Annotated in this window: 13 protein-coding genes; 5 read left to right on the plus strand and 8 right to left on the minus strand. The window is 70.2% G+C overall.

Annotated features, from left to right (window positions below):
• The first annotated feature begins 10 nt into the window (after window positions 1–10).
• The gene (locus tag QSK15_RS21155) at window positions 11–2,227 is read left to right on the plus strand and encodes a TIR-like protein FxsC (protein WP_285795889.1); all 2,217 of its coding nucleotides are present in this window, start codon (window positions 11–13) and stop codon (window positions 2,225–2,227) included.
• Window positions 2,228–2,243: 16 nt separating this feature from the next.
• Here the strand turns inward: QSK15_RS21155 and QSK15_RS21160 are convergent, their stop codons facing one another.
• Window positions 2,244–2,600: a DNA polymerase ligase N-terminal domain-containing protein gene (locus QSK15_RS21160; protein ID WP_285795890.1), complete on the minus strand. Its 357-nt coding sequence runs from the start codon at window positions 2,598–2,600 to the stop codon at window positions 2,244–2,246.
• 143 nt (window positions 2,601–2,743) lie between these two features.
• On the opposite strand from QSK15_RS21160, the gene QSK15_RS21165 reads away from it, so the two are divergent.
• On the plus strand, window positions 2,744–3,364 hold the full coding sequence (locus QSK15_RS21165) for a TetR/AcrR family transcriptional regulator (protein ID WP_285795891.1): 621 nt from the start codon (window positions 2,744–2,746) through the stop codon (window positions 3,362–3,364).
• 121 nt (window positions 3,365–3,485) lie between these two features.
• Window positions 3,486–4,985: an FAD-dependent monooxygenase gene (locus tag QSK15_RS21170; protein ID WP_285795892.1), complete on the plus strand. Its 1,500-nt coding sequence runs from the start codon at window positions 3,486–3,488 to the stop codon at window positions 4,983–4,985.
• A gap of 122 nt (window positions 4,986–5,107) precedes the next feature.
• Here the strand turns inward: QSK15_RS21170 and QSK15_RS21175 are convergent, their stop codons facing one another.
• The 6 genes from QSK15_RS21175 to QSK15_RS21200 form a co-directional block, all read right to left on the minus strand.
• Window positions 5,108–6,226, minus strand: a complete 1,119-nt coding sequence (locus QSK15_RS21175) for a Gfo/Idh/MocA family protein (RefSeq protein WP_285795893.1) — start codon at window positions 6,224–6,226, stop codon at window positions 5,108–5,110.
• Window positions 6,196–6,906, minus strand: coding sequence for a ThuA domain-containing protein (locus QSK15_RS21180; RefSeq protein WP_285795894.1), 711 nt, complete (start codon window positions 6,904–6,906; stop codon window positions 6,196–6,198). Before QSK15_RS21180 ends, QSK15_RS21175 begins: the two co-directional genes overlap by 31 nt.
• 275 nt (window positions 6,907–7,181) lie before the next feature.
• A complete protein-coding gene (locus QSK15_RS21185) occupies window positions 7,182–7,553 on the minus strand; it encodes a hypothetical protein (protein WP_285795895.1) in 372 nt (123 codons plus the stop codon).
• Between the two features lie 179 nt (window positions 7,554–7,732).
• Entirely contained in the window at window positions 7,733–8,404 is a 672-nt protein-coding gene (locus QSK15_RS21190; RefSeq protein ID WP_285795896.1) for an acetoacetate decarboxylase family protein, read from the minus strand.
• A gap of 143 nt (window positions 8,405–8,547) precedes the next feature.
• On the minus strand, window positions 8,548–10,020 hold the full coding sequence (locus QSK15_RS21195) for an RICIN domain-containing protein (RefSeq protein ID WP_285795897.1): 1,473 nt from the start codon (window positions 10,018–10,020) through the stop codon (window positions 8,548–8,550).
• A 29-nt stretch (window positions 10,021–10,049) separates the two neighbouring features.
• Window positions 10,050–11,489 (minus strand): glycoside hydrolase family 43 protein, encoded by a 1,440-nt coding sequence (locus QSK15_RS21200; RefSeq protein ID WP_285795898.1) that lies wholly within the window; start codon window positions 11,487–11,489, stop codon window positions 10,050–10,052.
• Between the two features lie 475 nt (window positions 11,490–11,964).
• On the opposite strand from QSK15_RS21200, the gene coaD reads away from it, so the two are divergent.
• Together coaD and QSK15_RS21210 are read left to right on the plus strand one after the other, a co-directional pair.
• Complete coding sequence (gene coaD / locus QSK15_RS21205) at window positions 11,965–12,513, plus strand: pantetheine-phosphate adenylyltransferase (RefSeq protein ID WP_285795899.1); 549 nt, start codon at window positions 11,965–11,967, stop codon at window positions 12,511–12,513.
• Window positions 12,503–13,093 (plus strand): GNAT family N-acetyltransferase, encoded by a 591-nt coding sequence (locus QSK15_RS21210; protein ID WP_285795900.1) that lies wholly within the window; start codon window positions 12,503–12,505, stop codon window positions 13,091–13,093. Before coaD ends, QSK15_RS21210 begins: the two co-directional genes overlap by 11 nt.
• A 17-nt stretch (window positions 13,094–13,110) precedes the next feature.
• Here QSK15_RS21210 and QSK15_RS21215 read toward each other — a convergent pair whose 3' ends face one another.
• Window positions 13,111–13,725 carry a mycothiol-dependent nitroreductase Rv2466c family protein gene (locus tag QSK15_RS21215; protein ID WP_285795901.1) on the minus strand — a complete coding sequence of 205 codons (615 nt, stop codon included), beginning with the start codon at window positions 13,723–13,725 and terminating at the stop codon, window positions 13,111–13,113.
• Between the last annotated feature and the right edge of the window lie 15 nt (window positions 13,726–13,740).

Raw genomic sequence — 13,740 nt, forward strand, 5'->3', positions numbered from 1 at the left:
AGGACGATTTGTGTATCGTGCGCTGTTGGTCTGCAATTCGGTCTATGAGGCGGACACCTCGGCGCTGGCCACGTTACGCGGCCCGAGCACCGACGGTCCGCTGCTGCGGCACGCTCTCGTGGATCAGCACACCGGCATGTTCGACGAGCGCAACGTCGACGTCCGGATGGATCTACCGGCGCACGAACTGCTCGACGCGGCCAGCCAGTTCTTCGCCGACAGCGGCCAGGACGACACCCTGCTGTTCTATTTCAGCGGCCACGCCCGCAGCCGGCACAATTCGCTGTTCCTGTGCTGCCGCAACACGGTGACCGGCCGGCTCGCGGGCACGGCCGTGTCAAACGTTTCCCTTGGCCAGATGATCACTGATGCTGCCGCTCGGACAAAGATCGTGATCCTCGATTGTTGCGAAGCCGGCGCCTGGAAGGGCGCGTTTCCGGAATCAGCAGAATTCGGCGAGGGCAGCTTTCTCATCGCCGCCTGCCCGCCGAGCGGGGCGGCCGCCGACGCCGAGCGCACCGGCATGCCGAGTCCGTTCACCCAGGCGCTCATCGACGGGCTCCGGCACGACGCGACGACCGACGGGTCAACCGGCTACGTGGGCTTGGACAACCTGTACGCGTACGTGGCGAAACGCCTCAGGAACCGCATCACGCCGCACCGGAAGTTCGACGGCAAAGGTGACATCCCCATCGCTCGGCGCCCCGCCCGGCCGGCCGCCGCCGAACGGGTGATGCCGGCGGCCGCACCGGCGCCGCCGCGGCCGTTCATCGACGAGACAACCGCCGACACCGGGATCGACTCTGACCGGGTGGCGAGGTTCCGGGCGGACCTGCGCCCCGAAATCACCGGCTGGATGCCCGAACAGCTCACCACAGTGGAGTTCCTGCAACGGGCGAACCTGCTGCGCCACGGCCGGCTGACCCGGGCGGGTGCGCTGCTGTTCGGCGACGACCCGACCGCCGTGGTGCCCACCGCGGTCGTGCAGTGCACACAGGTGCACGGGCTCGACAAGACCGCGCTGATGGACGCGCAACCGCCGTTCGCCGGCTCGGTCCCGGAGCAGATCGTGTACGCCCGCGACTTCGTCGCCAAGCTGGTCCATCGGGGGGAGGAACCCACCGAGGACGACGCCCGCGCCCAGCCGTTCTACGACTACCCCATGATCGCGGTCCGCGAGATCATCGCCAACGCGCTGGTACACCGGGACTACGAACACGCGCAGAGCTGCGTGCACGTGCGGGTCTACGCCGACCGGATCGAGGTGGTCAACCCGGGCTCGTGGCAGGGCGCCGAGCTGTCTCCGGACGTCCGGCGCTCCCTCGGCGACCTCACCTCGGAGTCCCGCCGCCCCAACTTTCGGCTGGCGCACATCTTGACCTGGGTGAAGGTCGTGGAGGGCGAAGGCTCCGGCATCCCCCGTGCGCTGAGTGAATGCCGTCGCATCGGCGCGCCCGAGCCGACCGTGTCGTTCTCCGGCGGCATGGTGATCGTGACGCTGTACCCGCGCGAGCCGGACACGTCCCTGATCGTCAGCCCAGCCGCCCCCGCCCGCGTCGAGGCCCGGCGGATGGAGCCCGACCCGCCCGCCGCGCACCCGATGTTGACCCCGGTGTTCTACCTGAGCTACGCCCGGGTCCAGCGGCCGAGACGCCCCGCCGCGCCGAGGGCCGAGGCCAGCCGGTACGTGCCACAGTTCTTCGACGACCTGTCGTCGAACGTCAACGAAATCCTCGGGGTGCCGCCCGGCCACGTGGCCGGCTATGTCGACCTGACAGTGGACGGCGGCGAGCGCTGGCAGGATCAGGTGCTGCACGCGGTCGGGACGTGTCAGGTTTTCGTCAGCCTGCTCAGCCCCGCGTACTTCAACAGCCAATGGTGCGCGATGGAGTGGGACGGTTTCGCTCGACGGCGGACCACGAACCAACGCGGCGGCGCGCCGGTGCCGTCGACCGGGTTCCTGCCGCTGTCCTGGGTGCCGACGTCGGGGCCGATGCCGCGGGCGATCGCGCAGATCAACGCCTTCAACGTCGCGGGCCTCGACCCGCAGGCGCAGCAGCAATACCAGAGCGAAGGGCTCTACGGCATCATGGCGATGCGCTTCGACCACGTGTACGCCCAGGTCGTGTGGCGGGTCGCCACGCAGATCGCCCGGATGTCCCGCGAACAGACGGTCGAACCCGATGTGCCACGGGACGTCCTCGAACTGAGGCGGACGTTCTCCTGAGAATGATTCCGGCCAGCTATCCGCGCTCGTCCGGAGGCTGCTGCTTCGTCAGGTGGAGCAGCCACCCCTCGCCGGTGCGGATCAACGCATATCGCCGGCTGCCGGTGCGGCCGTGCAGGGTGAACAGCATCCGGCGGTCGGTGCGGTCGTGCTCCTCCCAGGTGCCGATGTCGGCGATCGACTTGTCGACGTCCTCGTAGGTGAGGTGATCGATGTCGTGGTCGGGCACCGCGATAGCGAGCCGGTTGTCGCCGGGGTTGTCCGGCAGACCGCGGGGCACCGCCCACGAGCGCAGCACGCCGTCCTCCTCGAGCCGCAGGTCGAAGTGCGGTCGCGGTTTGCGGTGGTCGTGCAGGACGAAGGCGGGTGCCATTGTCCCATTCTCGGCGCCGGCCGCCCGTCCCACCGGCGGACGCGACCACCTCGCGGACCAGGGTGAGCCGAAACCACGGGGGTCACCGATTTTTGCGTGACACGCATATTTGCGCGGCGCGCAACTAGTGCTAGCGTGGTGGCATGACGGGGCTGCGGGAGCGTAAGAAAGCCGAGACACGGGCGGCGCTTGGCTGGGCGGCGATCCACCTCACCGCAGAGCGCGGCTACGAGAACGTCCGCGTCGAGGACATCGCTGAGGCGGTCGGGGTCTCCCCCCGCACCTTCAACAACTACTTCTCCAGCAAGGCGGAGGCGATCGCCTCCCGCCACCTCGACCGCAGCCTGCGCACCGCCGCCGCCCTGCGGGAACGCCCCGCCGACGAGCCGCTCTGGGTTGCGCTCACCCAGGCCGCGTTGGAGCAGTTCACCCGCGGCCCGGAGGTCGAGGCGATGCCCTCCCCCGACCACGCGCAGTGGGTTGCCGGTGTCCGCACCATGCTCGCCGAGCCGGCGCTTCAGGGCGAACGGCTGCGCGCCACCGCGCTCGCCGAGGCCGAGCTTGCCGCCGCGGTCGCCGAGCGTACCGCCACCGACCTCGCCACCGACATGTATCCGCGGCTCGTCGCGGCCGCCGCCAGCGCAGCCGTCGCCGTTGCCATGCAGCACTATCTGGACAGCGCCGACCCACCCACCCCGATCGAACGCCTCATCACCGACGCCTTCACCCAGGTCGCCGCCGGCCTCCCCGCCCCGTCGCACTGAGCCGCCCGTCGTCAAGGGCACCCACCTCACCCACGCCGAGAGCCGCCTCACACTCCCGCGGCGGACCGGCCACGTGCCGCGCCTGCCGTGGCGATGACGCGCACCCGAAGGGACCACCATCATGATCGATGTCGCAATCGTCGGAGCCGGCCCCAACGGCCTCATGCTCGCCTGTGAACTGGCCCTCGCCGGCGTGCACCCCGTCGTCCTCGAACGCCACGCCGCGCCCACCGGCGAAGCTCGCGCCAACGGCCTCGTGGGCCAGGTCGTCCGCCTGCTCGACCGGCGCGGCCTCTACGCGCGGCTCAGCGGTGAGAGCACCCCACCGGTCCCCCAGCCCGCCTTCACCTTCGGCGCGTTCCCACTGGACCTCACGGTGCTCACGGAGAACCCGCACCACGTGCTCGGAGTGCCGCAGGCCCAGCTCGAGGCCGCCCTCGCCGCCCGGGCCGTCGAGCTCGGCGTCGATCTGCGCCGCGGCCACGAGGTCATCGACCTCCGTCAACGCTCCGACGGGGTCGAGGTCGACCTCGCCGACGGTACGCAGCTCAGCTGCCGTTTCCTCGTCGGCGCTGACGGTGGCCGCAGCGCGGTACGCCGTCTGGCCGGCATCGACTTTCCCGGTGTCACCAACGACCGGTCGATCTCCCGCACCGCCACGGTGACAGTGTCCGCGTCATCAGTCGACCCCCAGACAGGCGGCCTGCGCGTCCCCGGCTACGGCGTCGTCCCGCCGTTCCAGCACACCCGCACCGCCCGTGGCCTGATCGCCTGGGCCCCGTTCCCCGGCCGCCCGGCGATCCTGAGTACGACGGAGTGGCCCGACACACCGACGGACGACGAGACCCCGATGAACCTGGCGGAGCTGCGGGCCAGTGTCGCCCGGGTGCTCGGTGCCGACATTCCGCTCGACGCCCCTGACGGCCCCGGCCTGCTGCGACGGCTGACCGGCCGCAACACCCGCATCGCCGCCCGATACCGCGTTGGCCGGGTGCTGCTGGTCGGTGACGCCGCGCACGTGCACCCCGCGATCGGCGGCCCCGGCCTCAACCTGGGCCTGCAGGACGCGGTCAACCTGGGTTGGAAACTCGCCGCCACCGTGCGCGGCTGGGCGCCGCAGGGCCTGCTCGACACGTACGAGACCGAGCGTCGCCCCGTCGCCAAACGGGTCGTCATGTCCACTCAGGCGCAGTCGGCGCTCATCGGCCCCGGCGAGGAGATCACCGGCCTCCGGGAACTCTTCGCCGAACTGCTGCGCAAGCCGGAGGTGACCGGGCACATCGCCGCGCTGATGTCCGGCGCGGACATCCACTACCCCGCCGACCCCGCCGACCCGTTGGCCGGTCGTTGCGCCCCCGACGTGATCGTGCACGGCGACCACGGGCCGATGCGCCTCGCCGAGCTGACCCACACCGCCCGGCCGCTGCTGCTGGACTCCACCGGCACCTACGCCGAGGTCGCCGCGCCCTGGCGGGACCGCGTGGACGTGGTCACCGGGCACCTGGAGGGCACGACCGCCGCCGCGTTGCTCGTCCGCCCCGACTGCTTCATCGCCTGGTCCGCCGGGGACGTCGACACGCTGCGCGCCTCGCTGGCCCACCACTTCGGCAGTGCACGATGACCACCGGGCACGGCCGACCAGCGCACTCCGCCGGCCCGGCTGTGCCCGCGCCGACCCGGCTGATCCCGACCGACCGCCTCGGCTTCGGCCGGTCGCCGCTCGTGGCCCTGCCGGTCTTCCGTTCAGTGTCCGTACGCGTGGTGCGCCTTCCACTGCTCGACCGGAGTGAACGGAACCGCAGTGGGCCGCTCCGGCACCGTGGTCAGCTCGATCCGCTGGCCTTCCGCCGCCGACCGGAGCAGGCTGGTCATCGTTTCGAGGACGTGCAGCGCGACGTCGCCGCCAGCGCGCGGCGGACGCTGATCGTCGGCCCTGACCAGGTCGATCAGACCGATGCCCCGGGAGCCGTCGGCGTAACCGGCCCGCGGTTCCAGAGCGCGCCATTCGGTGTCGCCGAGGGCGAAGAGGCGGACCTCGCCGTCGAAGTAGTTCGGATCGGGCACGGCGAGCGTGCCCGCCTCCCCGTGCACCTCGATCGGTGCGGCCGTCGTCTGGACGCCGTCGAAGCTCGTCGTGATGGTGGAGAGCGCACCGTTGACGTGTTCGAGCACGCCGGTGAGGTGGGTGTCCACCCCGACCGGGATCCGTTGCCCGGCGCGCGGGCCCGAGCCGATGACGCGCTCGGCGCGCAGGCGGCTGGCGGCTCCGGTCACCGCGCGGACCGGCCCGAGCAGGTGGATGAGCGCCGAGACGTAGTACGGCCCCATGTCCAGCATCGGGCCGCCGCCCGGGGCGTAGTAGAAGTCGGGGTTGGGATGCCAGCGCTCGTGCCCCGGAGTGACCATGACGGCCGACGCGGACATCGGGCGCCCGATCAGCCCGGCGTCGATCGCCGCCCGCGCCGTCTGCGTGCCGGTGCCGAGGACGGTGTCCGGCGCGCACCCGACGCGGACGCCGGCCGACGCGGCCCGCTCGATGGTCGAGCGCCCGTCCGGGAACGTCACGGCGAGCGGCTTCTCGACGTACACGTTCTTGCCCGCCTCGATCGTGTCCAGCGAGATGTCGGCGTGCGCTGCGGGGATGGTCAGGTTGAGCACCGTCTGCACGTCCGGACGGGCCAGCAGACGCTCGACGGTCATCGCCTCGGCGCCGGGGATCGTGGCGGCGACCGCGGCCGACCGGCCGGCGTCGAGATCGGCCACCGCGACGATGCTCACCTCGGGGTGGTCCGCGAGTGTGTCCAGGTAAACGCCGGAGATGACCCCAAGACCTACGATGCCGACGCGGTGCGGGTCGCCCACAGCATCCCCCTCTCGATGACGGTGCGAACGCTCGCGTGCTCCAACACGTCCAGGCTGTGTCCCGGGGTCGTCACGACGATGCGCCCGGCACCCCAGAGCCGGGTCCAGATCGCGGGCGAGGTGACCGGCCGGTGCCATGGGTGCCACGCCTGGGTCGGGTGGGTGGTCTCGGCCAGTACGTCGATGAGGTCGTCGTGCAGCACCCAGTACTGCTCGGTGACGAGGTCGAAGTCCTCGATTCCCGCGGTGATCGGGTGTTCCCGGCCGAGGTCGCTGACGCGCACCGTGTGCGGCAGGAAGTTGTCCTCCGGGCCGCCGTGACGTTCACACGGCTCCAGGCCCGGATGGGTAGCGAACTGGCCGCCCACCAGGTGCAGGTACTCCGACGACGCGCGGAAGGAATCCACGATGCCGCCGTGCCAGCCGGTGAAGCCCGTGCCGGCGATGACCGCCGCGCTGAGACCCGCCACCTGCTCCGCGCTGATCTGCGACATCGTCATGCACTGCACGACGAGGTCGGTCTCGGCCATCGCGGCGGCATCGGCGTAGACCTCCGTCGACTCCTCGACCCGCACGGCATAGCCGCTGCGTTCGAGGAAGGGGAGGAACAACTCGGTCGCCTTGACCGGCTGGTGCCCCTCCCACCCGCCGCGAACCACCAGTGCCCTCTGCTGCGTCACTCTCGCTCCCTTCCACGGTCCGTCACCACCGGGCTGGCCGCTCCCGCCCCGGCGACGTACCGCCGATGCCCGTGCGCGTCGAGCACCGTCACCGTACCCGTGGTCGCCGACCAACCGCCGCCCGCCGGATCCGGAAATCCACTGTGGATTGTTGGTTCTCCGCAGGCCGCAGGCGACATGGGTGCGGGACCGGCGCAGAGGCGCCGGTCCCGCCGGATTGGACCGTCACGGCGTGGCCGGGGCACCGCGGTGCTCGCGACCCGGCATCGGGGCGGTCAGCTGAAGTAGGCCCAGCTGGAGCAGGCCGTGAAGTCATAGCCGTCGACGTAGTAGTTGGTGCAGGCGCGGAATGCCCTGATCTTGCTGCCCGGGTCCGTCGATGCGCTCTGGCCCCGGCCGACCTGCAGCGAGCCGCTGCCGCCGTTCGTCAACTGGTACTCGACCTTGCCACCGGTCGCCTCACGCTCCTTGCCGGAGTACACCCACACCCAGGCGGTCCCGCTTCCCGGGTTGTTGTCTGCCTGCGCCTGCGTCTGGTGGTGCGAGATCGAGGCTCCCGCGAAGGCCGGCTGCGCCATCGTGACAGTGAGGGCGGCGGCCACGGCCGTGGCCACACCCACCCTCTTGACCAGCGCACTCCTGCTCATGTTCTTGACCTTCCCTGTTGGCGCCAGAGCGCCCCGTCGTCATCGGATCGCCACACGGCCCACAGCCGATCTCGGGGTGGGCCGTGTGGATCATGGCACCGCGACCCACTCCGGATCGTGAATGGCAACAGGCCAGGCAGTGAACGGTCGGGCCGTGCGGGACGAGCGAGGCGACGGGGTCAGTCGAGCACCGACTCCCCGCCCGGGTAGGCGAACGACGCGCGCGGTGAGTAGAAACCCCAGACGATCTCCAGCGGGTCGGCCGGGCGCAGCGCGTACACCGGGTGGTCGGGTGCGAGGAACTCCAGCGACTCGACGGCGAACGGGTCGACCGGCTCCGCCACGAACGGGTAGTTGCCGCTGAGCAGCCGGCCGTCCAGCCGGGTGAGGTAGCGCAGCTGCCCCCGGTTGACGGCGTCGCCGGTACGCCCGACGCGGGCCGTCGTCCGGATCACGGGTACGCCGTCCGCCTCGGTGGTGGCGATCAGCCGATGCCCGCGTACCTCGATGGTGGTCTTCCCCGGGGTCGCCGGCACGCCCCGGGCGGCGGCGTACGCCCGCACGTCCGGGCTGGAGTTGACGTAGTGCGTCCACCAGCGACCGGGCGTGACCCCGTCCGGAGCGTCGACCCCGGCGAGGTCCGGCCCGATGTACGTCAGGGAGTACGCGCCGAAGCCGGAGGTCTGCCCGGCCTCGTCGACGACGTACTGGTTCATGAAGACCTGGTGGTTCGGTGCCGGCGTGAGCCCGTCGGGCACCAGGGCGGCCACCGCGTCGGGGTCGGCCGGCAGCCAACCGAAGTAGATCATTCTGCTGTTCACGACGAGCTGCGGAGCGACGAGTTCGGTCATCGGGGGTCCTTCCGCTGGGCAGCGTTCCGTAGCCGCGACGCTACGGAGCCGCCCGACGCCCGGACAACGACGGATTGCCGACATGGAACCGGTCCGCGGCGCGGGCACGCTCCCGCGGACCGGTCGCCGCCGTCGAGACGCCGTCAGACGGTGGTACGCGACCATTGCTGGTTCGCGCCGGTGTTGCACGAGTACTGCTTGAGGACCACCCCGTCCGCTGTCGACGCGGCCGGTACGTCCACGCACTTGTTGCTGTGTCGTGCCCGCAGTTGGACGTAACCGCCGTTGGCGACCATCTGGAACTGCTGATTGGTGCCGCTGCCGCAGGTGTACTGGATGAGTTCGGCACCGTCGGCGGTCGACGCGCCCACCACATCGAGGCACTTTCCGCTGCGCCGGCTGATGATGCGCCAGTAGCCGCTGCCGGCGTCCTGGAACTGCCACTGCTGCCACGCGTTGCCGCCGTAGGTGTACTGGCCGACGCGCGCGCCGTTGTCGGTGTTCGGTTGCTGGACGTCCATGGCCTTGCCGCTGTGCCGCGCGGTGATCCGGTAGAACGTTCCCGTCGCCGGCGGTGGCGTGGTGGGGCCGCCGCCGGTGGTGTCGCCCCACGCGTACCGGATCTGGTCCGCGCCGGAGGTGTTGCGGATGCTCAGGTTGAGGTCGGTGCCGCTGCCGCTGAGGGCGAACATCGAGTACCAGTCGTAGCCGATGGTGCCAGGCTTTCCGCCGAGCGCGGGCCAGTAGGTGCCACCCATCTGGTTGTCCCGCATGACCTGCGCCATGGCGCGGATGTGGCGCACGAAGTTGTCGGTGCTTCCCGCGTCGGCGTAGTTGCGGCCGTCGTTCATGGGTGCGCCGAACTCGGTCGCGACCGCGCGGGAGGCGCAGTTGCCCAGGCGGGTCTGGATGTGGCTGCGGAACGCGTCGTAGGTCATCGCGCCATAGAAGAAGGCGTAGTGGTGGAAGGACAGCAGGGTCGAGTTGAAGCGGCTGTCGTTGCAGATGTCGCGCAGGTCCTGGCTGAAGCCGGTGCCACCGATCAGCACCCGGCTGGGCACCGCCGAATAGTGGTAGCTGAGCCAGTTCGCCGCCACGGTGCGCCATTCGGCAGAGCTGTATCCGTGCGGTTCGTTCATCGGCTCGAAGTAGACGTTGGTGTTCGAACCGTACGTGTTCGTGACAGTGGACCACATCGCGTTCCACGCGGCGAGGTTCGTGATCCTGCCGCCGGAGGCCGCGCCGTCCTCCCAGTACGCGAGGATGACCTTGAATCCACGGGCGGTGGCGGCGTCGATGGCACCCCGGTACGCCTCCCACCACGCCGTCCCCACCGTGTGGGTGTTGATGGGCAGCCGGACGGTGTTGACGCCCATGGCGGACGCCATGTCGTCGTAGAGGGCGTTGGCCTTGGCCCGCACCGTCGCGTTGCTGTCGGACGCGCTCAGGCCCTGCACGACCAACGGCCCGGTGCTGAAGTTGTCACCCAGAACCGCCCAGTTCATGCCTCGGAACTGGTTGGTGGCCGCGGTGGCCGGCGACGACGCCACCACGACGCCGACCAGCACGGTCAGCGCGGCCACCAGGGCGGACAACACCCGTCGATGTGATGCCACAGTCGGAACTCCTTGAACAGGGACCAGGGTCAGTTGGTCACGCGGAAGGTGGCGTCGGCGCGGCTCTGCGCGTCGGTGACCGGGTCGAGTCGCAGCAGGTAGGCGTAGTGCCGGAGGTAGCGGTCCGGGTGGCTGTAGGACTGGAACGACGTCCAGGAGGAGTTGGCCAGGCCGGCGACCTGCCGGAAGGTGGCGTCGGCGGCGAAGGTGGCGCTGCCGTCGTTGGCTTCCAACCGGAAGTCGAACCCGTAGTGGCGCAGGTAGTAGCCCGGGTAGTTGACCGACTGGATGGCCACCGTGCCGGAGCCGACCAGGCCGGGCACCAGCCGCCACTGGCCGTCCTGGGCCGGGTTGACGTTCGGGTCGATGCGGACGTCATAGTCGTAGTGCCGCACGTACCGGTCCTGGAAGTTGTACGACTGGATCCGGTTGACAGCGGTGGCGGGCCAGCGGGCGAGCACCCGGTTCTGTTCCGCGGCGGTCAGGTTCAGGATGGAACCGTGCCGCTTCTTGGTGCCGCCCATGGCGTACGAACCGGACGCCGGCAGTCGGTAGCTGCCCGGGCTCGACGGGTCGGTGGTCAGCACCGGCAGGTAGCCGCGTCCGCTGGCGTACTGGTCGAGGTAGAGCACCCACTCGTTGCGGCTGTTCACCTTCATCCACATCGGGCCTTCGACCTGTGCGCCGGTCAGCCCGATGCCGGAGAGGTTCCCGAGGGCGGTCCAGGTGCCGAGGATGGAGTTGCTGCCTTCGATGGCGATCTGGCCGTCGCGGGAGGCCCGGACGTAGCGGTAGCCGCCGACGCCCGCCGGCACCTCGACGATCTGGGTGTCGATGATCTCCTGGTTTCCGGGCCGGTTGATGTAGACCTGCGGTGTGGTGACGCTGCGGAAGTTCGCCGTACGCGCGTAGTAGATGCGGTGCTTGGTCGCGCCGTTGAGCGGGACGTTCGTCGCCCAGTAGAGGACGTAGTCGCCGGTGGCCGGGTTCCAGATCGCCTCCGGAGCCCAGGCGTTGCGTCCGTCCGGAATCGCACCGGCGACGTTCAGCAGCCACGGCGCCGACCAGTTGACCAGGTCGGTGGACTCCCACACGACGAGGTTGCGGCTGCCGTTGTTGATCGCTGTCGACCAGTCCTGACCGCAGCCGATGCACAGATCCGTGGCGATGATCCAGTAGCGGTCGCCGGCCGGTGAGCGGACCAGGGCGGGGTCCCGCACGCCCCGGGTGCCGATGGTGGACCGCAGCACGAGCCCGCCGTTGTTGAGGTCGGTCCAGCGCAGGCCATCGATGCTGTGGGCGAGGTAGATCTGCTGGTCGGTCGAGGACTCACCGGTGAAGTGCGCCATCAGGTAGCCGACGGTCGGGTCGAGCGCTGCCGCCTCCTTCGGTGTCGCCGCCGACCATGTGGTGAACAGCAGGCTCGCGGCCACCGCGACCGCGCAGAGCCGGGCGAGGACTCTCGACATGCGTCTTTCTCCTTCGCGCAGGGGGCGTACGGGTCAGCTGGAGGGTCGGCGTCGTAGCCCGACGGCGTGATGACCCGCGCCTGTCGTGGAACCACGGGCACGACCTCCTCTGCAAGATCATCTATGTTAGCGTTAACAACACTAGGCCGTGTCCGGGTTGGAGTTGTGAAGGGTTCAACGATGGGGTGACGTGCCCGGCCGGCCACCCCTGACCCGCACGCCACCGCGTCACAATGTGTTCGGCTCGTTAAGGTCGCGTTGCGGACAAGTGTTAGCGATCGCAACAACCAGTGTCAAGGCATCGACTGACGTCGCTCCTCGACCCGACCGGCACTGGCTCAGGCAGCCGGCGTACCCCATGATTGTGGCCGCGACGACGCGCGGCAGCCGTGTCGCCGGACGTGCCCACGGCGCTGTGACCTATCGCCCACGCCACGGGCCACCGAATCCTCCGGCCGATACCTACAGTCGGACCATGCGCACCGACGACGGCACATCCGAACCGTCGCATCCGGCAGCACCGACCTCCGACCGGGTACGGGTGCGAGCCGTCTACCCGGGCAGCTTCGATCCCTTCACCCCTGGGCACGTGAACGTGGTGGACCGGGCACGCGCCCTCTTCGACGAAGTGGTGGTGCTCGTCGCGGTCAACAGCATCAAACAGCCGGGCAGCGACGAAGAGGAGCGAGCGGCCGCTGTCCGGGCCGTTCTGCCGGTCGAGTGGACCTCGGTCACCGTTGCTGCCTGGAGCGGGTTAACCGCCGCCTACTGCCGCCTCCACGAAGGAGGAGTGATCGTGCGCGGCGTTCGTCACACCACCGACCTTCGGGCTGAGTACCAGCTTGCCGCGATGAACCAGTCGTTGGGCGTACCCACTGTGTTCCTGCCGGCACGGCCCGAACTGGCCGCGGTGTCGTCGACCGCGGTGCGCTCGGCGCGCCGAGCGGTCGACGCCGCCGGCCGGCGACTGGAAACCGATTGCCACTCGCCGGTGTCACGCCGAGGATCGGTCGATGCTCAGTGACCAGGCGACCCCCGACTTCTCGATCAAACCCACGCTCACCGGCGAGCGGGTGATCCTGCGTCCCTTCGTCGACGACGACCTGGACACCTTCCGGGCGGCGGTGGCCGACCCCGAGGTGGCCCGACTGACCGGCAGCGCGGCCGACGACGTCCCCGACGAGGAGCGGATGCGTTCCTGGTACGGCAGCCGCAACGCGCAGACCGACCGACTCGACCTGGCGGTCGTCGACCGTGCCACCGGGGCCTGCGTCGGCGAGGTGGTCCTCAACGACTGGGACCCGGTCAACCGGAACTGCAACTTCCGTACCCTGCTGACCGCCGCCGGCCGCGACCGCGGCCTGGGCACCGAGGCGGTACGCCTGGTCGTCGGCCACGGTTTCGAGCGGCTCGGCCTGCACCGCATCTCGCTGGAGGTGTTCGCCTTCAATCCCCGGGCCCGCCGGGTGTACGAGAAGGTCGGCTTCGTTGCCGAGGGTGTGTTGCGGCAGGTCCTGCGCGACGGCGACGACTGGGTCGACGCCACGGTGATGTCGATCCTCGCGCCGGAGTGGGCGGTGCACCGGGGGCATCCCGAGCGCTGAGGAGCGCAGTGGCGCGGCTACGCGAAGGTGAGGTCGTCGGATCGGGCGCGTTTGAGCTCGGAGAAGGCCCGGCAGCCGGCGAGCAGGCGGGCGCCGTCGAAGACGCGGACGGCTTCTTCCCCGCGAGGGATCGAAGTCAGGACGGGGCCGAAGAAGGCCACGTCGTCGATGACGACCGTCGGGGTGCCGAGGTCCTCGCCCACCAGCTGCTGAGCGCGAGCGGTGCTGGCCCGCAGGTGCGGGTCGAGGTCGCTGCGCAGGGCGGCGTCGGCGAGGTCGGCGGGGAGGCCCGCCTCGGCCAGGGCCTGCGGGACGACGGTCTCGAAGTCCTTGTCGCCGGCGTCGTGGATCCGTCGGCCGAGCGCAGGGTACAGCCGCGCGAGGGCGGCGGCGCCGTGCTGCTCGGCCGCCGCCACGCAGACCCTGGCCGGCCCCCACGCCCGGTCGTTGAATTCGCGGTACCAGGGCTCCAGGTCACGATGTTCGTTGATCACCGAGAGGCTCATCACCTCGAACCGCAGGGTGAGTGGCCGCATCGTCGCGACCTCCATGAGCCAGCGTGAGGTGATCCAGGCGAACGGGCAGGACGGATCCACGTAGGTCGTGGCTACCGGAGCGGACGTTGACGTCATGTTATCTTCCACGGA

The sequence above is a fragment of the Micromonospora sp. NBRC 107095 genome, assembly GCF_030269705.1.
Lineage (GTDB): Bacteria > Actinomycetota > Actinomycetes > Mycobacteriales > Micromonosporaceae > Micromonospora > Micromonospora parva.

Coding starts and splice junctions, on each gene's coding strand:
- QSK15_RS21160 (WP_285795890.1), bottom strand. CDS start 2,600: ATGGCACCCGCCTTCGTCCTGCACGACCACCGCAAACCGCGACCGCAC.
- QSK15_RS21165 (WP_285795891.1), top strand. CDS start 2,744: ATGACGGGGCTGCGGGAGCGTAAGAAAGCCGAGACACGGGCGGCGCTT.
- QSK15_RS21170 (WP_285795892.1), top strand. CDS start 3,486: ATGATCGATGTCGCAATCGTCGGAGCCGGCCCCAACGGCCTCATGCTC.
- QSK15_RS21185 (WP_285795895.1), bottom strand. CDS start 7,553: ATGAGCAGGAGTGCGCTGGTCAAGAGGGTGGGTGTGGCCACGGCCGTG.
- QSK15_RS21190 (WP_285795896.1), bottom strand. CDS start 8,404: ATGACCGAACTCGTCGCTCCGCAGCTCGTCGTGAACAGCAGAATGATC.
- QSK15_RS21200 (WP_285795898.1), bottom strand. CDS start 11,489: ATGTCGAGAGTCCTCGCCCGGCTCTGCGCGGTCGCGGTGGCCGCGAGC.
- coaD (WP_285795899.1), top strand. CDS start 11,965: ATGCGCACCGACGACGGCACATCCGAACCGTCGCATCCGGCAGCACCG.
- QSK15_RS21210 (WP_285795900.1), top strand. CDS start 12,503: ATGCTCAGTGACCAGGCGACCCCCGACTTCTCGATCAAACCCACGCTC.
- QSK15_RS21215 (WP_285795901.1), bottom strand. CDS start 13,725: ATGACGTCAACGTCCGCTCCGGTAGCCACGACCTACGTGGATCCGTCC.